Raw genomic sequence first — 18785 nt, forward strand, 5'->3', positions numbered from 1 at the left:
TCAGTTGGCCTCCTTGGCTGCGATAGCGTCGGCCGCGATGCGGGCGGCCTGATGCGCCGCCTCCTCCATCGTCTCGGCGACGTGCACGTTCGGGTTGTTGGATTCGGCGAGGATGGCAAGGCCCTCGGCCGCCGCGTTGCCGTCGAAGCGGACGACGATCGGCTTGGTGCCGCCAAGCGTGTCGATCGCCTCGAGGATGCCCTTGGCGACCTGCTCGCAGGAGGTGATGCCGCCGTAGACGTTGATGAACACGGATTCGACCTGCGGGTCGGAGACGACGATCTCGAGGCTGGCAGCCATGACCTCGGCCGAGGCTCCGCCGCCGATGTCGAGGAAGTTGGCGGGCTTGATGCCGGTGCCCTGCTCCTCGCCGGCGCCGGAGACGGCGTCGAGGGAGCTCATGACGAGGCCCGCGCCGTTGCCGATCACGCCGACCTGGCCGTTGAGATGCACGTAGTGCAGGCCATGGTCCTTGGCGCGACGCTCGAACTCGTCGTTGGCGAGCGGGTCGGCGAAACGCTTCCAGCCGTCGTGGCGGAAGGCGGCGTTGTCGTCGAGGGAGATCTTCGCGTCGAGCGCGCACAGGCTCTTCGAGGATTCGTCGTCCGGATCGCCGATCTTGGCGAGCGGGTTGATCTCGACGAGCGTCGCGTCGTTCTCCTTGAAGCACTTCCACATCTTGAGCAGGATCTGCGCGGCCTGGTCGACGTCCGCATGGTAGAAGCCGATGCTTTCGGCCATCTTCGTGGCGGCCTCGAGATCGAAGTCGTCGAGTGCCTCGATGTGCAGGCGCTTCACCGCCTCCGGATGCTCCTTGGCGATCTCCTCGACCTCGGTGCCGCCGTTGGCGGTGGCGAGCACGTCGTAGTCGCGGGAGGTACGGTCCACGGAGATGGACACGTAGTACTCGTGGAGGATGTTCTTGCCCTCGGCCACGAGCACGCCGTTCACCTTGTGCTTGTGGATGGTCATCGGCAGGATGTCCTCCGCCTCGAGAATCGCCTCGTCGCGGGTCTTGGCGAGCTTGACGCCGCCGGCCTGGCCGCGATGGCCGATCTTGACCTGCGCCTTGACGACGCAGGGGTAGCCGAGCTGTTCGGCGGCTTCGGCTACTTCATGGGAGTTCTGCGCGTAGACGGCCTTCGGGGTGGGGATGCCCTGCTCCTCGAGCAGCTGTCGCGCCTGGTATTCGTAAAGATCCATGGCTCTTCCGTGTGCTTGTGACTTGTTGACTATTGACATGGCCGCCACCATGCCCATGATGGGCTGTGGTGGCGGCCGAAAACCGTTGCGCCGGAATCAGGCCGGCATGGAGATGAGCGTCGACGTGGGGACGTCGCCGAGCTTGTCGAGCCCGTCAAGGCCTTCGAGACCCATGACGAAGCCGAATCCGGCGATCGTGCCGCCCGCCTTCTCGATGAGGTCGGCGCCGGCCTTCGCCGTGCCGCCGGTCGCGATCAGGTCGTCGACGATGAGCACGCGCTCCCCCGGCTTGACGGCGGTCGTCTCGATCTCGACGCTGGCCGTGCCGTATTCGAGGTCATAGGATTCGCCGATGGTCTCCGGCGGGAGCTTGCCCGCCTTGCGGATGGCGATGAAGCCCTTGCCGAGATGATGGGCGAGAGAGGGGCCGAACAGGAATCCACGGGATTCAAGACCGGCGATCGCGTCGAACGAATCGGCCGGGACCGGCAGCGCGGCTTCGAGCGCACGCAGCAGGATGTCAAGGCCGCGCGGGTCGGCGAGTACCGGCATGAAGTCGCGGAAGATGATGCCTTCCTTCGGGAACCCGGGGACGGAACGGATCAGGGACACGAGGTATGCGGCGTCCTCGGCTCCCACCTTCTCCAGATCGCGGATCGTGATGTCGCTGCCGGTCATGGTCACTCGGCCTTCTTCGCGTCGGCGTTGTTCTGTTCGACGGACGTGTCGACGTCCACCTGGGCCTCGCCGTCGGCGGCGTCCTCGTCCTTGGGGAGCGAGTTGCCGTTCTCATCCACCTCGTCGTCGGAGATGAAGGCGGGGCGCTCGTACTCCTTGGCGATGCCGCTGTAGGAGAAGCGCAGCAGGGAGCCCTCGGAGTCGATGACGATCTCCTCGTACTGCTCGTCCACGGAGACGACCTTGCCGATGATCTGGCCGATGGTGATGACCTCGGTGCCGGGCTTGAGGTTGGCGCGGAAGTCCTTGACCTGCTGCTGGCGTTCCTTGTTCTTCTTGGACTGGAACCACATCATGCCGCCCATGACCACGACGAGCACGACGATGAAAAGCATATTGGGATCCATTGAGGGGAATTCCTTCCGATCGGAAACGACTAGTCCAACTTCTGAAGTTTAGAAAAGCTTGTTGACAACGTCCTCTTTCGGCCGTATGCCGAGATGGCCCCACGCCTTGAGCGTGGCCACACGGCCCTTCGGCGTACGCACCAGGAACCCCTCGCGCACGAGATACGGCTCGCATACGGTCTCCACGGTCTCCGACTCCTCGCCCACCATGGCGGCCAGGGTGTTGAGTCCCACCGGCCCGCCGTTGAAGTTGCGCACGATGGCGTTGAGCACGGCGATGTCGAGACGGTCCAACCCCTCGGCGTCGATCTGGTAGAGGGCCAGCGCCTCCTTGACGTCGTCCGGCCCCGCCGACGGCAGGTCGTGGACGATCACCCAGTCGCGCACGCGGCGCAGCAGACGGTTCGCGATACGCGGCGTGCCGCGGGAACGCAGGGCGAGCTGATGGGCCGCCCCCTCCTCCAACGCGAGGCCGAGCACCAAGGCCGAGCGCTCGACGAGCTTCTCCAGCTCATCGACGGGATAGAAGTCGAGATGCGCGGTGAAGCCGAAACGCGCGCGCAACGGCGAGGGCAGCATGCCTTCGCGCGTGGTCGCGCCGATCATCGTGAAACGGGGCAGGGTGAGCGGAATCGAGGATGCGCCGGGGCCCTTGCCGACCATCACGTCGACGCGGAAATCCTCCATCGCGATGTACAGCAGTTCCTCGGCGGCGCGCGGCAGACGATGCACCTCGTCGACGAACAGCACCTCCCCCGCGTCGAGGGAGCTCAGGATGGAGGCGAGATCGCCGGCATGCTGGATGGCGGGACCCGATGTGATGCGGATCGGCACGCCGAGCTCGTTGGCGACGATCATCGCCAGAGTGGTCTTGCCGAGACCTGGAGGGCCGGCGAGCAGGATATGGTCCGGCGGCACCTCGCGCTTGCGCGCGGCGTCGAGGAACAGCTGGAGCTGCGCCTTGAGCCGCGGCTGGCCGATGAAACCGTCGAGGACGTGCGGTCGCAGCTCCTCGTCGCTGACCGGCTCGTTGCCGACCGGCTGGGAGGAGACCATGCGCAGCGACTCCTCGTTCGCCCCGATGTTCTCGTTGCCTTCGGCCACCGAGCCGCTGATGTAGGGTTCGTTCATCCGTTCACCTCCGGTCCTTCGTCAGGCGTCTTCCTGTCAGATGCCGCGGTCCAGGGAGTTCAGCGCGAGCTTGAGCACGCGCGGCACGTCCCCGACGGCGAGAGGCGTGGCGATGCCGTTGGCCTCGCACGCCTCCCGCACGGCGTGTTCGGCGTCCTGCTGGCGCCAGCCGAGCGAGATGAGTCCCTCGACGACCTGCAGCGCGCCCTTGTCCTCGGGCTTGGCGGTGGTGACGGCCGCCCCGGATTCGATGTCTTCGAGATTGATCGACCCTTTGAGTTCGAGGATGATCTTCTGCGCGCCCTTCTTGCCGAGCCCCGGAGCCTTGGCGAGGGCGGTGGCGTCGTTGTCGGCCACGGCCTTGGCGAGCTGGTTCGGGTTCAACGTGGAGAGCAGCGACAGGGCGACCTTCGGGCCGATGCCGGAGACCTTGAGCAGCTGCAGGAACGTGCGTTTCGCCGCGGGCTCGAGGAACCCGTACAGGGTGATGGCGTCCTGAGAGACGTTGAGATACGTGTAGACGCACGTCTCCGCGCCGCCGTGGACGCGTGACAGGTCGGCGGCGGGCATGCGCACCTCGTAGCCGACTCCCCCGACCTCGATGAGCGCGGACGAGGCGTCGACCGTCTCCACCACACCTTTCAGCGAACCGATCACGGCGACTCCTTTCGAACAGCTGTTCGACAGTGTACACCATCATGCGGCGTTTCGCGAAGTCGCATGGCGGTGTGGTCGCGTCACATGCCGCGGTCGGCGTTGAACCGGCGTTTCGTCGCCTTCTTGGATGCCTCCGCCCATTGGCGTTGCGCCGGGGTGAGATGTTCCTCGCGTTCGCCGCCCTGCAGCGCGCCGGCCGGGCGCAGGGCGTGGCAGATCGCCAGCGCCAGCGCGTCGGCGGCGTCGGCCGGCGTCGGCATCGTGTTGAGGTTGAGGATGCGCGTCACCATGCGCTCGATCTGAATCTTCTGCGCGTGGCCGTTGCCGGTGATGGCGAGCTTCGCCTCGGTCGGCGTATGCAGGGCCACGGGGATGTTGCGCTGGGCGGCAGCGAGCATGGCGAGCCCCGCCGCCTGTGCGGTGCCGAGCACCGTGTTGCGGTTCGACTGGGCGAACACGCGCTCGATGGACACGGTGTCGGGCGCGTACGTCTCGATCTTCTCGACCAGGCCGTTGTAGATGGCGAGCAGGCGCAGGTCCTGCGACACGTCCGGCGAGGAGCGCACGACGTCCACGTGGATAAACGAAAGCCGGCGGTGGGCGCCGGCTTCGATCACGCCGACCCCGCAGCGCGTGAGCCCGGGGTCGACGCCAAGGATGATCACGTGCGGACTACTCCTCGTCGAGCTGGGCCATGACCTCGTCAGAGGCGGTCCAGTTGGAGTAGATGTTCTGCACGTCGTCGAGGTCATCGAGCTTGTCGATGAGGTTGGAGACCTTGCGGGCGTCCTCGAGGGAGAGCTCGACCTCGTTCTTCGGGGCCATGACCAAGTCGGCGGAATCGTACTCGAAACCGGCGTCGACCAGGGCCTGGCGCACGGTGTGCACGTCGGACGGGTCGGTGATGACGGTGAAGACCTCGCCGTCATCCTGGACGTCCTCGGCACCGGCCTCGGCAGCGGCCTCGAACAGCTTGTCGAAGTCCACGCCCTCGGACGGGACCACAATCTGGCCCTTGCGCTCGAAGTTGAAGGACACGGAGCCGGAGGTGGCCAGGGAACCGTTGCCCTTGGTCAGGGTGGAACGGACCTCGGCGGCCGCGCGGTTGCGGTTGTCGGTCAGGCACTCGATGATGAGGCCAACGCCGGCGGGGGCGTAGCCCTCGTAGACGATGTCCTCGTAGTTGGCGCCGCCGGCCTCTTCACCGGAGCCGCGCTTGACGGCGCGCTTGATGTTGTCGGCGGGCATGGAGGCCTTCTTGGCCTTGTAGATGGCGTCGTACAGGGACGGGTTGCCATCCGGGTCGCCGCCGCCCATGCGGGCCGCGATCTCGATGTTCTTGATGAGCTTGGCGAAGAGCTTGCCGCGCTTGGCGTCGATGGCGGCCTTCTTGTGCTTGGTGGTCGCCCACTTGGAATGACCTGACATAATGCTCCTAGCAGGTTATGAGACGGATATCTGACAAACGAAACGATTGTATGGCGTTAAGCCGACAACGCGGGCCGGCCGGGACGTGGCGTCCGCATCCCGGCCGGCCCACTGAGGATCAGCGGCGGATCACTCGGCGTCGACGGGCTCGTCGGCCACGGCGGCCTTGAAGTCGTCGGCGGAGTTGACCTGGACGCGCTTGGCGATCACCTTGAGGATCTGGGCGCGCGCCTCGTCGACCGGGACGCCGTTGAGCTGGCTGCCGTCGCGGAAACGGAAGCTCACCGCGTTGTTGTTCATGTCCTCCTCGCCGACGATGAGGATGAACGGCACCTTGGACTTGGAGGCGTTGCGGATCTTCTTGCCGAAACGATCGTCGGAGTAGTCGATCTCGCAGCGGACCATTTCGTCCTCGAGGCTCTTGACGAAGCCGGCGAGGTGCGGGGCGAACTCGTCGGCGACGGGCACACCGAGCACCTGCACCGGGGCGAGCCACGCCGGGAACGCGCCCGCGTAGTGCTCGAGCAGCACGGCGAAGAAGCGCTCGATGGAGCCGAACAGCGCGCGGTGGATCATCACCGGACGCTGGTGCGTGCCGTCCTTCGCGATGTACTCGAGCTTGAAGCGCTCGGGCAGGTTGAAGTCGAGCTGGATGGTCGACACCTGCCAGGTGCGGCCGATTGCGTCACGCGCCTGCACGGAAATCTTCGGGCCGTAGAACGCGGCGCCGCCCGGATCGGCCACGAGGTTGAGGTGGGACGCCTCGGCGACTTCGCGCAGCGTGTTGGTCGCCTCCTCCCAGATCTCGTCGGAGCCGACGTACTTGTCCGGATCCTTGGTGGACAGCTCCAGGTAGAAGTCGGACAGGCCGAAGTCCTTGAGCAGGTTGAGCACGAAGGTGAGCAGGCTGGTCAGCTCGTCCTTCATCTGCTCGCGGGTGCAGTAGATGTGGGAGTCGTCCTGGGTGAGGCCGCGCACACGGGTCAGGCCGTGGACCTCGCCGGACTTCTCGTAGCGGTACACGGTGCCGAACTCGAAGAGGCGCAGCGGAAGCTCGCGGTAGGAGCGCTGGCGCGACTTGAAGATCAGGTTGTGCATCGGGCAGTTCATCGGCTTGAGGTAGTAGTCGGCGCCCGGCTTGGTGATGTTGCCGTCCGCGTCGCGCTCCTCGTCGAGGTGCATCGGCGGGTACATGCCGTCCTTGTACCAGTGCAGGTGGCCGGAGGTCTCGTACAGGCCGCCCTTGGTGATGTGCGGGGTCTGCACGAAGCTGTAGTGGTGCTTGCGGTGCATCTCGCGGGAGTAGTCCTCCATCGCGTTGATGACGGCGGCGCCCTTCGGGTGGAACACGGCGAGGCCCGGTCCGATCTCCTCCGGGAAGGAGAACAGGTCCATTTCGGCGCCGAGCTTGCGGTGGTCGCGCTTGGCGGCCTCCTCGAGACGCGTCTGGTAGGCCTTGAGGTCCTCCTTGGTGGCCCAGGCGGTGCCGTAGATGCGCTGCATGGTCGGGTTCTTCTCGCTGCCGCGCCAGTAGGCGGCGGCGGAACGTTCGATCTTGAACGCCTTGATGAAGCGGGTGTTCGGCAGGTGCGGTCCGCGGCACAGGTCCTTCCACACGACGTTGCCGTCACGGTCGACGTTGTCGTAGAAGCTGAGCTCCTTGCCGGAGATCTCGGTGGCGGTGGACGGGTCGAGGTGCGCTTCCTTGTCCTGGATCAGCTCGATCTTGAACGGCTGGTCGGCCTCCTCGGCGAGGGCCTCCTCCTCGCTCACGACGCGACGGCGGAAGGACTGGGACGACTTGATGATGCGCTGCATGTGCTTTTCGATCTGCTTGAGATCGTCCGGCGTGAACGGCTGATCGACCTGGAAGTCGTAGTAGAAGCCGTCCTTGATGATCGGGCCGACGCCGAGCTTGGCGTTCGGGAACAGTTCCTGCACCGCCTGGGCCATGACGTGCGTGGCGGAGTGGCGCATGATGCCGAGGCCGTCCTCGGAGTCGAGCGCGACGGACTCGACGGCGTCGCCGTCGTTGAGCGGCGTGTACAGGTCACGCAGTTCGCCGTTGAGACGCACGGCGATGATGTTCTTGTCGTCCGCGAAGAGTTCGACGCCGGTGGTGGTTGCTTCCACCTCCTTCGCTTCGCCGTTGACTGTGATGGAGATGGAGCTTTGCGCCATGATGGTGTCCTTTGCTATCTGGGTCCGCGTTACCAATGTGCAGGCCTGGACGTGTAATCAACAGTTGCACACTGTAGGGCGGCTCGGCGACATGCGCAAGCCGCGTTCACCAGACGAACGCATAGGTGAACCGAAGCCGTATGGAAGGTGTATGCGGGCCGACGTCGTCAGGCGCGCTGCACGAGCCACTGGGCCGCGGTCTTCTTCGAGGGGAACACGCCCTGGGCTCCGTTGGCGCCGTCCGCCAGCCACATGCGTTTCAGGCCGACGGTCTGCTTGCGCACGGTTCCGGCTCCGCTTCCGTTGTGGAGCACGGCGAACACGCCTCGTTCGATTCTCAGTATCCTCACGTCCATGATGACGGCCTCCTCGCCGTGATCGTTCCCGTTCGTCTTCGATGGTACCGTCATCCCGGCCGCCGCCGTGGCTGACGCGCCGAATCCGTTGCGCCAAGGTCGCGGCTACGTTGTCACCCCGGTTTCGACATGCAGAAAGCCTCAGGCATGAACCTGAGGCTTTCCGTCAAAGCTCCTGCGACTGGGCTTGAACCAGTGACCGTCCGATTAACAGTCGGATGCTCTGCCAACTGAGCTACGCAGGAATATTCAATTATCAACCACTCCCAGTCACAACCGGGCGCGTTCGCAACGAGTGATGAATATACGCGCCGGTCTCCGATAACGCAACTCGGCGTGTCGCGCTACGCGGCATCGAAGACCGGCACGCGCCATCAGCAAGGTCTACATCACCACCTTGGTCAGCGGCATGGCCGAATCGATGGCGAAATCGGGCGCGCTGGGCGCGACCCCGGCCTCGACGAGGTTCACGCCCAGCATCGCGACCATCGCGCCGTTGTCGGTGCACAGCTTCAGTTCCGGGATACGCACTTCGACGCCGTTGGAGCGCCCGTATTCAAGCAGTTTCGCCCTGAGCTGCGAGTTGGCGGAGAATCCGCCGCCCACGATCAGCGTGTCGGAATCGTACTGGCGGCAGCCGCGCATCGCTTTCTTCGCGAGCACGGTGGCCACCGAGTCGGCGAGCGAGGCGCACACGTCATCGACGGGGATTTCGCGCCCGGCGGCCTGCTCCCCCTCCACCCAGCGGGCGACGGCGGTCTTCACGCCGGAGAAGCTGAAGTCGTACGGGTGCTTCGCGCCGGCCTTGCCCTGCGTGAGCCCCTGCGGCACGCGGATCGCATGCGGGTCGCCGTGTTGCGCGTGCCGGTCGATGTGCGGGCCTCCCGGGTAGGGGAAGCCGAGCAGGCGCGCCACCTTGTCGAAGCACTCCCCCGCCGCGTCGTCCAACGTGGTGCCGACCACGTCGATGTGCCGTGCCACGTCCTCGACGTGCAGCAGCGACGTGTGCCCGCCGGAGACGATGAGGGCGAGCGTGTCCTTGGGGAACGGTCCGAACTGGAGCTGGGTGACGGCGATGTGCCCGATCACGTGGTTGATGCCGTACAGCGGTTTGCCGCTCGCCCATGCGAGTGCCTTCGCGCCGGAGACGCCGACGGCGAGGCATCCGGCGAGTCCGGGGCCCGCGGACACGGCGATTGCGTCCACATCGGCGAGTTCGAGGCCGGCATCGGCCAGCGCCTTGGACACGCACGGCACGAACGCTTCGGCGTGCGCGCGCGAGGCGATCTCGGGGATGACGCCGCCGTAGCGCGCGTGCTCCTCCATCGAGGAGGCGACCACGTTGGAGCGCAGCGTGCGCCCCTGGACGATGGCGGCCGCTGTCTCGTCGCAAGTGGATTCGATGCCCAGTACGATCGGTTCGCTCATCGCGTCTTCTCCGTTTCTCCGTTCATGTCCGTTCCGTCCGTCGTCGTATTCGTCGCGTCCGCCTCGCTCACCTCGCGGCTCGTCGCTCCCGCGAATCCGACGACGCGCGGGCTCAGTTCCAGCGCCATCACGTACGCGTCGATGCCTTCCGGCTGGTAGTAGCGTCTGCGCAGGCCGATGCGTTCGAATCCGAACCGCCGGTACAGCGCGATGGCGGGCTCGTTGTTCACGGCGACTTCGAGCAGCATGCGCCGAGCGCCCTGTTCACGCGCGTGGCCGATCAGCCAAGTGAGCATGCGCGCGGCGAGTCCACGGCGCTGGTAGCGTCGGCCGACGCCGACGTCCATGATCTCCGCGTCCTCGCCGTCGTACCAGTATCCGGCGAATCCGCGCACGATGCCCGGCACGCAGCCGTCGGGGCCCGGCACATGGCCTTCCCCCCTGTCTCCGCATTCACCGTCGCCCTGTTCGCGTTCGCAGTCGAACACGTAGACACGTGCGGGGGCGTCGAGCTCCTGCCGTACCGCGTTCTCGCTCCACGCGTGGTTGCCGAACAACTCGACCTCCAACGCGCGTACGGCGGCGACGGCGGTCTCACGGTCGAGGTCGTCCAGTGCGACGAGCATCAGTCCTTCCTCCCCGCTCCCTCATGGCCGAGCACGTGCTTGAGCGGCGCCGGCACCTCGGCGTCCGGCCGGCGCAGATACAGCGGTTCGACGGGTGCCTGCGGGTCGCGCGCATGCGCGAGCGTCGCGTCGGTCGCGAAGATCTCGACGCCCTGCCGTCCCTGGTCGAACACGGATTCGTCGGTCACGTCGCCGAGATGGTCGATGCCGCGCAGCGCGTCGGCGTATTTCGCCGCGCCATGGCCGACGACGTCGACGACGATCTCGCCGTCCGTCGTCGCCGCGACCTCGCGTACGGCGGCGTTTACGCGGTCGGCGATTGATGGCGGATAGTCGATGTCCATGGCGATGAGCTCGCGGACCGCGGTTCCGGTGTTCCCGTTGTCGCCGGTCTTGCCGGTTCCATCGCCGTCGAGCCGGCTCGCATACAGCGCGAAGTAGAGTTGCTTGCGGCGTGCGTCGTTCACGGCGAGCGTGAGCACGTGACGCGTCTTCGGATTGCCGAGCGTGCCGGCCTCGCCACGCCGGATGAGGTTCCACTGCGCCTGCGGTGCGAGCACATCATGGCCGATGAGTTCCGCGCCGGTGGCGAACGCCAGCGCCTTGGCGGCGACGATGCCGGCGCGCAGTCCGGTGAACGGCGCGGGACCGGTGCCGACGATCACCGTGTCGATGTCGTGCGGCGCGTATCCGGCTTCGTCGACCGCGCGCGCGATGTTCACCTGCAGTCGTTCGACGTGGGTGCGCGAGTCGGTCTCGACGATCGGCTCATGCCCTGTGACGCCTACGGTGGAGCCGTATGACGTGTCGATCACCAATGTGCAGCCCAATGCATCCTCCCGACGTGTGCTCGTGATTCCTCCGACATGATTCTTCGGACCTGTAGTCAGACCTGTAGAGAGTGTACACCGCCGCGTGCGGGCCGCCCGCTCAGAGCGTGAACCCGCTCCAGCGCGCGCCGACCGGCACCAGCGTGACGATGCGCGTGCCGTCGCTGGTGAGTTCGCCGTCGGCGTCCACGGCACCGGACGCGACGCCGGAACCGGTTTCCGACAGCGGGCGCGCGATGTGGATTTCGAGCCGTTCCGGCGCGAGCGCGGCGGCCATCTGCTCGCCCCATTCCATGAGCACGACCGTATCGTCGCTGGTGTCTTCGAGCTCCTCGTCAAGTCCCAGCGATTCGAGTTCGTCGAGCAGACGGTTCACGGCCGCCTGTCCGGGCGCGTAGTCGGCGCCGCCGAGACGGTATGCGTCGACATGCACGAGATGCGCGGGGCTCCCGTCGGCGAACCGTCCGTCGAGTTCACGGGCGATGGTGAACGTCGGCGAGACGATCGGCTCACCGATGCCGAGCCCTTCGCCGAATCCCTGCGCGAGCGTCGTCTTGCCGGCGCCAAGCGGACCGGACAGGAGCAGCACGTCGCCGCCACGTACGCGCGCCGCGATACGGCGTCCCAATGCACGCATGTCGTCGCCCGTAGGCGCCTCGATGACGATCGTCCCGTCGCCCCGCATCCCGTTTCGCTCCCCGCTCATGCCCGTCCTTTCGTCGCGATCGTCTCGATGCTGCGCTCCAGCGCATACATGGGGTCTCCCCCGTTGGTCTTGCACTCCTCGTCGGCCCAGGCGAGCGTGCGGATGCACGCGGCCATGCCGGCGGACGTCCAGCCGCCGAGTTTCACGTATTTGCGCGCCCACGGGGACATGCCGAGTTCGGCGGCGCTGATCCTGCCCGTGTTGAACGCGGACACCTTCGCCACGGCCCTGAGCTTCGACGCCAACGCGCCGATGAGCGCGACCGGTTCGACGCCCTGTTCCACGGCGGAGCGCATCTTGACGATCGCGTCGGCCGTGTTGCCCGCCATGGCGGCGTCGGCCACGTTGAATCCGGTGACCTGCGCGTTGGCGGTCAGATACTGGTTGACCCGGTCCAGTCCGATCGGATCGTCGTCGAAATCGAAGCACAGTTGCCCGCACATGGCGGTGAGTTCGCCGATGCTGCCGCCGAGCACGTCGACGAGCTGCTGGGCGGCGATCGGCTCGACTCGTCTGCCCTGTTTCTCGAAGCATTGCAGCACGTAGTTGAGTTTCGCGTCCGGCTTCTTCAGGTCGGGTACCTCGACCTTGCGCGCGCCGGCGCGGACGAGCCGATCGAGCAGACGCTTGCCCTTGTTGCCGCCCTCGTGCCGGCAGATGACGATGCTGGAGCTGTCCGGGTCGGCGGCCGCCTGCTTGCAGTAGTCGACGATGCTGTCGCCGAGTTTCTCGTCCGCGGATTGCAGGTCGTCGACGCGCACGACGGCCACGTCGGCGAGCAGGGAGGGGCTGACGGCCTCGTCGAAGGCGTAGCGGTCCGCCGTGGCCGCGTCGAGTTCGACGAGTTCCGCGTCCGGTCGGCGTTTCAGCGCCGCGTCGCATTGTTCGCGCACGGTTTCGCCGTTGAGATACGGGTCTCCCCCGTACACCACGATGACCGGTGCCTTGCCTGCCTGTCTTGCCATGCTCCCCATCACCCCACATCCGCTGGACAACTGGCATAATGGAACGGACCCGCCCATCATCTGTGGTTTGGAGGAAACATGGGTTCTGCATCGTTCACGATCCGCGATCTCGTCAACGCCGACGGTTCCGCTTCGATCAGCGATTACGGCGCGCACGTGCTGCGTTGGGCGCCTCAAGGACAGTCGGACGTGGTCTGGCGTCCGCGTGCGATCCATCTGCATGAGGGGAAGGCGATCCGCGGCGGCGTGCCGGTCATCTTCCCATGGTTCAATTCCGGATTCGATCCGGCCAACGATGCCGCGAAGACGCCCAAGCACGGGTTCGCGCGGTCGAGCTTCTGGCATCCGGTGGACGGTTCGATCACTGATCGTCACGCCGAGTATGCGCTCGACTCCGACGAAATCGACGACGCGACGCTCGCGCAGTTCGTCGGCAACGACGCCCCGCGCTTCCACGCGTCCTACACGGTGGACGCCGGCGAGTCGATCACGATGGCGCTGACGGTGACGAACGACGGCGACGCCGCGTTCTCCTACGAGGCGGCGCTGCACACGTATCTGGCGGTGGACGACGTGACGCGCGCCCGCGTCGTCGGCCTGGACGGCGCGGATTATCTGGACACGACGCTGCCCGGCTTCCCGGTGCGCACGCAGTCGGGCGACGTGGCGTTCGACGGCACGATGGTCGACCGCATCTATCTGACGGATGCGCCGCTCGAACTGCATGACGACGCGGCCGGCCGCACGATCCTGATCTCCTCGCGAGGAGCGACGGCGACGGTCGTGTGGAATCCGGGCGAGGAGGCCGGCAACGCGATCGGCGACCTGGAGGCCGGCGAATGGCGCGGATTCGCCTGCGTGGAGGCCGCCGCGAACCGCGACCGCATGATCACGCTCCACCCCGGCGAATCCCACACCCTCTCCCAGACCCTCGCCGTAAAGTAGCTCCGCCCTCGGCTCCCCTTGCTAGGGGAGCTGTCGGCAATGCCGACTGAGGGGTAGTCCCGCTGAAACACGACAATTCACACAACGAAGGGGAAAGACAATATGCCAACCGAAACCGAACCGTTGCCATCCCGTCTCGAGACCGGTCAACCGGCTCCGGACTTCACACTTCCCGCGGTGAATCCGGACGGCGACGAGACCACCGTCACCCTGTCCGGACTCACCTCACAAGGGGACAAGGTGCTGCTCTACTTCTATCCGGCGGCGATGACGCCCGGATGCACCACCGAGGCCTGCGACTTCCGCGACAACATGGCGCGACTCGGTTCGCTCGGCTACACGGTACTCGGCGTCTCGAAGGATCCGCTCGCCAAACTGCAGCGGTTCCGCGAACGCGATCACCTGTCGTTCCCGCTGCTGAGCGACCCGGACCTGACGGTGCACAAACTGTACGCCGCCTACGGGGAGAAGAAGCTGTACGGCAAGACGCACGTGGGTGTGATCCGCTCCACGTTCGCCATCGACGCGGACGGCACGATCACGCTCGCCCGCTACAACGTGCGTGCCAAAGGCCACGTGGACTCGCTGCTGAAGCGGCTCGGCTGATTCCTGGGGCCGTGGAACCGACTCCGCGTCCGACCTGCTATCGACGCGGCGCGTCCTGCGCGCGCATCATTCTAAACGTGAGAAAATAGACACGGTGTCAACGCGGATGGGTGGTGCCGTCCGCATCGGACAGGAGGTGCCTGATGGTTGCGAACAAGGCGAACGAACTGCCGGACTGGGTGCGTTACGGAGTGTTCTGGCAGGTGTATCCGCTTGGATTCTGCGGCGCGGACATCCGCCCGCAGGGCCCGCGCGAATTCCACGGCCGGGGGCTCGACGCGCTGATTCCCTGGCTGCCGTACATGCGCGACCTGGGCGCGTCAGGTCTGCTGCTCGGCCCCATCTTCGAATCCGCCACGCACGGCTACGACACGCTCGACCACATGCACGTCGACGTGCGGCTCGGCGGCGACGCGGCGTTCGACCGGCTCGCCGAAGCCTGCCACGGCATGGGCATGTCCATCATTCTCGACGGCGTCTTCAACCACGTGTCGCGCCGCCACCCGGCCGTCCAGGCAGCGCTCGACGAGGCCTCCGGCACGCTCTCCCCCGCCGGGAACCCCTGGCATGGACTCGTCAAGACCGCGACCGGCGCAAACGGGGAGCCGGTGCTCGACGTGTTCGAAGGCCACGGCGACCTCGTCGACCTCGACCACGGCAGCGACGAGACGGTCACCTACGTGACGCGTGTGATGAACCATTGGCTCGACCGCGGCGCATCCGGCTGGCGGCTCGACGCCGCCTACGCGGTGCCGAGCGGATTCTGGGCGAAGGTGCTGCCGCAGATGAAGGCCGCGCACCCGTATACGTGGATCTTCGGCGAGGTAATCCACGGCGACTACCCGCGCATCGCGGTGGAATCCACGATGGATTCGATCACGCAGTACGAGCTGTGGAAGTCGATCCGTCACGCGCTCGAAACCGACAACTTCTTCGAACTCGACTGGAACCTCACCCGGCACAACGCGTTCCTCGACACGTTCATCCCACAGACGTTCATCGGCAACCACGACGTGACCCGCATCGCCTCCGAGATCGGGCCGAAGAAGGCCGCGCTCGCATTGGCGGTGCTGATGACGGTCGGCGGCGTGCCCAGCATCTACTACGGCGATGAGCAAGGGTACGTGGGCGTCAAGGAGCAGCGGTTCGGCGGCGACGACGACGTGCGGCCCAAATTCCCGGACTCGCCGGAGCAGCTGTCGAAGCTCGGCGAGCCCGTGTACCGCCTGCACCAGGCGCTGATCGCGCTGCGCCGCCGCAACCCGTGGCTGCAGGACGCGCGCGTCGAGAAGGACGTGCTCGAGAACAAGCGCTACGTGTACCGGGCGGTCGCCGCAGACGGGCACACGCACATCCGCGTGGAGTTGAGCGTCGAGGACGAGCCGACGTTCACGATTTCCGATGCGGATGGGCGTGTGGCGTACCGGTATTAGCGCCGGGTGCACCCCCTCAGACGGCTTCGCCGCCGGCTCCCCCTTCAGGGGGAGCATAAGGAGGGGATCAGCGGGTGCGGAAGGGGATGGTCTTGCGCTTGGAGTGGCGGCGGCGCGGGCCGTCCGTGGAACCGTATTTGGCGATCATGCGGCGGTCGTGGCGCTTCGCGGCCTCACCGCGCTCGTCCTGCACGACGCGGTTCTCGTCCCTGCGGTGGATGCGCTTGCCTCCGTTGCCGCCCTTCGAGCTGCGGTCCGAACGTGTGTCGTCGCGGTAGCCGCCCCGCTTGGAGCGATGCGAATCTCCGGTCTCGAAACGGCGGTCGCGACGTTCCGCCTCGGCGTCGCGCATGCCGGCGCGTCGCTCGGCACGGTTCTTCCGCCCGGCCGGCTGCTCGCGTCGGTTGCGGCCGCGCTCGTCACGGGAGGAACGTCGCGTCGAACGGTCCGCGCGGCGGTCGTCGCGACCACCATGGCCGCCACGACGGTTCCGGCGCGAATCGTCGCCGTCGTCCGCGAACGAATCGTCGAATCCGGTCTCGTCGACCGCATCGAAGTCGTCGACGAACGTGATGTTCGCGGGCGTGCGCGACTTGCCGGCTCCGCCGTCGCCTCGCCTGCCGTTCCCGCGCTTGCCTCCCTGGGTGCTGTCGTCCTTGCGCGCCTTGCGGTCCTTGCGCTTGCGCGGATTGCCGGCGGGCTGCGTGTCGTCGAGGTTCCAATCCTTGACGATCGGGGCGCGCTCCCCCACGAGCTCCTGCACTTCCGGCGAATCATGGCGCACGGCGATCGGCTTCACGTCGATGCCGGCGGCCTTGAGCATGCGCTTCGCCTCGCGGCGCTGGAACGGGAGCACGAGCGTCACCACGTCGCCCGTATGGCCGGCGCGCGCGGTGCGGCCGGAACGGTGCACGAACGATTTCGGATCGTCCGGCGGGTCGATCTGCACGACGAGCTCCACGTCGCTCACGTCGATGCCGCGCGCCGCCACGTCGGTGGCGACCAGCACGTTCACGTCACCATCCTCGAACGCGGCGAGATTGCGGTCACGCTGGTTCTGATTGAGGTTGCCGTGCAGCTGCGCGGCGGGCACGCCGCTGTTCGTCAGGCTCTTCGCGAGCTTCTTCGCCTGGAACTTGGTGCGCGTGAACAGGATGCGCTTGCCGGTTCCGGCGGCCAGCTGGCGCACCACCTCGAACTTGTCGTCCTTCGCCACCTCGAACACGTGCTGGGTCATCGTGTCGACCACGGCGGCCGGCTCGTCCACGCTGTGCGTCTTCGGCTCACGCAGGAACTCGCGCACCAGACCGTCGACGCCGTGGTCGAGCGTCGCGGAGAACAGCATGTGCTGCGCGTCGGGACGGATCTGGCCGAGGATGCGGCGCACCGGCGGCAGGAAGCCCATGTCCGCCATCTCGTCCGCCTCGTCCATGACGATGACGCGCACGTCGGACAGGGTGAGCAGCTTCTGGCGCAGCAGGTCCTCGAGACGACCCGGGCAAGCGACGACGATGTCCGCGCCGGACTTGAGGTCGCGTACCTGACGGTTCTGCTTGACGCCGCCGTACACGGTGGTCGTGGTCATGCCCATCATGCGGGCAAGCGGTTCGAGCACGTCGTTGATCTGGTTGGCGAGCTCGCGCGTCGGCGCGAGCACAAGCCCGTGCGGATGCGGCAGGAAGCCGCGCTCCTCGCGTTCGGCGAGACGCTCGCGGCGGATGAACTTGACGTTGCGGCGGAATTCGGACATCGCCATGCCCGGCTCCCACGCGGCCTCGCACAGGCGCGCGGCGAGCGGGATGCAGAAGGCGAGCGTCTTGCCCGAGCCGGTGCGGCCACGGCCGAGGATGTCACGGCCGGCGAGGGAATCGGGAAGGGTGTCCTCCTGGATGGGGAACGCCTCGGTCTTGCCGTCCGCGTCGAGCACACGGCACAACGGCTCGGGGACGCCGAGTTCGAAGAAGGTCTTGGCGCGCGTCTCGACGACGGGCGCGGAGAAGGTTGTATCTGGCACAACGGCCTTTCATGTCATATGGATCATGCGCGGTTTGCGCAAACCATACGACAGTAGCGTAAGGCCGATACTTTGCGTGCGGCGTCGCACGCAAGGCATCGGCCTTACGGTCCGATCAATCACTCCATGTGGGTCACACGTAGTTGCGTTCGATGAGGATGTCGGAGACGGTGAGGTTCGCGTCGTTGACGAGGTTGAACAGGATCACGCCGGCGAGCTGGGCCGGGTCCATGAACGTGTGCTGCTTCTCCTCGGACACGTAGTCGTGGCTGTCGCGGTAGAACGCGGTGTCGATGCCGCCCGGGTAGACGCCCACGATCTTCACGCTCGTGCCCTTGTAGGCGGCCTTGAGGCTCTGCGTGTAGCCCTTCTCGCCCCACTTGGTCGCGCAGTAGACGGATTCGTTGGCGTTGCCGCGCGTGGCGGCGGTGCTCATCACGTTCGCGATCTTGAGATCGGCCTCTCCATCCGCCTTGAGCGTGGCGACCGACCACAGGATCATGCCTTTGAGACCCTTGAGGCACTTGTCGACGTCGGCGGCCTCGTAGGCGGTGGGCGTCTTGAACGAGGGCTGCCCGGCGTTGTTGATGAGCAGGTCGACGTGGCCGAGTCCGGCGATCTCGGCGATGGAGGCGTTCACGAACGCCTCGTCGGACACGTCGCCGACGAACGCCTTGTAGGATTCGGCGCCGAACTCCCCTTCGAGTTCGGCCTGGCGCTCGGCGTTGAAGTCGACGCCCGCCACGAACCAGCCTTCGGCGATGAGCTGCCTGGCCAGCTCGTAGCCGAGACCGAGCGCGCTGCCGGTGACGATCGCGATGTTCTTCCCGTTCGATTGCATTGCCATATCCGGTTCTCCCTCACGAGGATGGGTTCTTGGGTCATGGTTCAGGCTATCGAACCGTTCCGACGCGGTTTCGCGTTTCGCCCGGCGGCACGCCCTCCCGGTCGCGTTCCGGCGTGCCATAGGTGGCCCTGGGACCGATGAATCATGCCATCTGCGCGACGTTCTTCGGGTACCAGATGACCAGCCAGTCGTCCTCGTACGGGACGGCGAGGCGTTCCGCCATCCATTCGCGGCAGGCGGCGAAGAAGCGCGTGAGCATGGAGACGGCCTTGACGTTCATTTCGGTGTCGATGATGGTACGCATGGAAATCACTCCTTTGGTTCCGACAGGCCGGGATATGGCG

The 18785-nt window shown here is 66.4% G+C and carries 20 protein-coding genes and 1 tRNA gene; 3 read left to right on the forward strand and 18 right to left on the reverse strand.

What is annotated here, in order from left to right; all coding sequences use genetic code 11:
* The 15 genes from sucC to holA all read right to left on the reverse strand — a co-directional run bounded on the left by sucC (window position 1) and on the right by holA (window position 12596).
* Window positions 1-1203 (reverse strand): ADP-forming succinate--CoA ligase subunit beta, encoded by a 1203-nt coding sequence (gene sucC / locus AC1AYX_RS00850; protein WP_476501721.1) that lies wholly within the window; start codon window positions 1201-1203, stop codon window positions 1-3.
* Between the two features lie 96 nt (window positions 1204-1299).
* Window positions 1300-1881, reverse strand: a complete 582-nt coding sequence (locus AC1AYX_RS00855; protein WP_476501722.1) for an adenine phosphoribosyltransferase — start codon at window positions 1879-1881, stop codon at window positions 1300-1302.
* 2 nt (window positions 1882-1883) lie between these two features.
* Window positions 1884-2288, reverse strand: coding sequence for a preprotein translocase subunit YajC (gene yajC / locus AC1AYX_RS00860; protein ID WP_476501723.1), 405 nt, complete (start codon window positions 2286-2288; stop codon window positions 1884-1886).
* 48 nt (window positions 2289-2336) lie between these two features.
* Window positions 2337-3419 (reverse strand): Holliday junction branch migration DNA helicase RuvB, encoded by a 1083-nt coding sequence (gene ruvB, locus AC1AYX_RS00865; protein WP_476501724.1) that lies wholly within the window; start codon window positions 3417-3419, stop codon window positions 2337-2339.
* 36 nt (window positions 3420-3455) lie between these two features.
* Window positions 3456-4076, reverse strand: coding sequence for a Holliday junction branch migration protein RuvA (gene ruvA, locus AC1AYX_RS00870; RefSeq protein WP_476501725.1), 621 nt, complete (start codon window positions 4074-4076; stop codon window positions 3456-3458).
* Between the two features lie 80 nt (window positions 4077-4156).
* Entirely contained in the window at window positions 4157-4741 is a 585-nt protein-coding gene (ruvC, locus tag AC1AYX_RS00875) for a crossover junction endodeoxyribonuclease RuvC (protein WP_034528302.1), read from the reverse strand.
* Between the two features lie 7 nt (window positions 4742-4748).
* Window positions 4749-5504 (reverse strand): YebC/PmpR family DNA-binding transcriptional regulator, encoded by a 756-nt coding sequence (locus tag AC1AYX_RS00880; protein WP_476501726.1) that lies wholly within the window; start codon window positions 5502-5504, stop codon window positions 4749-4751.
* Window positions 5505-5633: 129 nt separating this feature from the next.
* Entirely contained in the window at window positions 5634-7685 is a 2052-nt protein-coding gene (gene thrS, locus AC1AYX_RS00885; protein ID WP_476501727.1) for a threonine--tRNA ligase, read from the reverse strand.
* A gap of 167 nt (window positions 7686-7852) precedes the next feature.
* Window positions 7853-8095: a hypothetical protein gene (locus AC1AYX_RS00890; RefSeq protein WP_476501728.1), complete on the reverse strand. Its 243-nt coding sequence runs from the start codon at window positions 8093-8095 to the stop codon at window positions 7853-7855.
* A gap of 118 nt (window positions 8096-8213) precedes the next feature.
* Window positions 8214-8286: transfer RNA gene (locus AC1AYX_RS00895), tRNA-Asn, on the reverse strand.
* 139 nt (window positions 8287-8425) lie between these two features.
* Window positions 8426-9469 carry a tRNA (adenosine(37)-N6)-threonylcarbamoyltransferase complex transferase subunit TsaD gene (tsaD, locus tag AC1AYX_RS00900; protein WP_476501729.1) on the reverse strand — a complete coding sequence of 348 codons (1044 nt, stop codon included), beginning with the start codon at window positions 9467-9469 and terminating at the stop codon, window positions 8426-8428.
* On the reverse strand, window positions 9466-10095 hold the full coding sequence (locus AC1AYX_RS00905; RefSeq protein WP_476501730.1) for a GNAT family N-acetyltransferase: 630 nt from the start codon (window positions 10093-10095) through the stop codon (window positions 9466-9468). Before AC1AYX_RS00905 ends, tsaD begins: the two co-directional genes overlap by 4 nt.
* Window positions 10095-10925 (reverse strand): tRNA (adenosine(37)-N6)-threonylcarbamoyltransferase complex dimerization subunit type 1 TsaB, encoded by an 831-nt coding sequence (gene tsaB / locus AC1AYX_RS00910; protein WP_476501731.1) that lies wholly within the window; start codon window positions 10923-10925, stop codon window positions 10095-10097. Before tsaB ends, AC1AYX_RS00905 begins: the two co-directional genes overlap by 1 nt.
* A 100-nt stretch (window positions 10926-11025) precedes the next feature.
* Window positions 11026-11610, reverse strand: a complete 585-nt coding sequence (tsaE, locus tag AC1AYX_RS00915; protein ID WP_476502020.1) for a tRNA (adenosine(37)-N6)-threonylcarbamoyltransferase complex ATPase subunit type 1 TsaE — start codon at window positions 11608-11610, stop codon at window positions 11026-11028.
* 17 nt (window positions 11611-11627) lie between these two features.
* Window positions 11628-12596, reverse strand: a complete 969-nt coding sequence (gene holA, locus AC1AYX_RS00920) for a DNA polymerase III subunit delta (RefSeq protein WP_476501732.1) — start codon at window positions 12594-12596, stop codon at window positions 11628-11630.
* A gap of 78 nt (window positions 12597-12674) precedes the next feature.
* Here holA and AC1AYX_RS00925 point away from each other — a divergent pair, with 78 nt between their 5' ends.
* From AC1AYX_RS00925 to AC1AYX_RS00935, 3 genes are all read left to right on the forward strand, one after another.
* Complete coding sequence (locus tag AC1AYX_RS00925) at window positions 12675-13541, forward strand: D-hexose-6-phosphate mutarotase (RefSeq protein WP_476501733.1); 867 nt, start codon at window positions 12675-12677, stop codon at window positions 13539-13541.
* Window positions 13542-13643: 102 nt separating this feature from the next.
* Entirely contained in the window at window positions 13644-14147 is a 504-nt protein-coding gene (locus tag AC1AYX_RS00930) for a peroxiredoxin (RefSeq protein ID WP_476501734.1), read from the forward strand.
* A gap of 143 nt (window positions 14148-14290) precedes the next feature.
* Window positions 14291-15580, forward strand: a complete 1290-nt coding sequence (locus AC1AYX_RS00935) for an alpha-amylase family protein (RefSeq protein WP_476501735.1) — start codon at window positions 14291-14293, stop codon at window positions 15578-15580.
* Window positions 15581-15647: 67 nt separating this feature from the next.
* Here AC1AYX_RS00935 and AC1AYX_RS00940 read toward each other — a convergent pair whose 3' ends face one another.
* The 3 genes from AC1AYX_RS00940 to AC1AYX_RS00950 all read right to left on the reverse strand — a co-directional run bounded on the left by AC1AYX_RS00940 (window position 15648) and on the right by AC1AYX_RS00950 (window position 18745).
* Window positions 15648-17594 carry a DEAD/DEAH box helicase gene (locus AC1AYX_RS00940; RefSeq protein WP_476501736.1) on the reverse strand — a complete coding sequence of 649 codons (1947 nt, stop codon included), beginning with the start codon at window positions 17592-17594 and terminating at the stop codon, window positions 15648-15650.
* A gap of 133 nt (window positions 17595-17727) precedes the next feature.
* On the reverse strand, window positions 17728-18435 hold the full coding sequence (locus AC1AYX_RS00945) for an SDR family oxidoreductase (protein WP_476502021.1): 708 nt from the start codon (window positions 18433-18435) through the stop codon (window positions 17728-17730).
* 148 nt (window positions 18436-18583) lie between these two features.
* A complete protein-coding gene (locus tag AC1AYX_RS00950) occupies window positions 18584-18745 on the reverse strand; it encodes a hypothetical protein (protein WP_476501737.1) in 162 nt (53 codons plus the stop codon).
* Window positions 18746-18785: the final 40 nt, after the last annotated feature.

Source organism: Bifidobacterium sp. LH_419 (assembly GCF_056356955.1).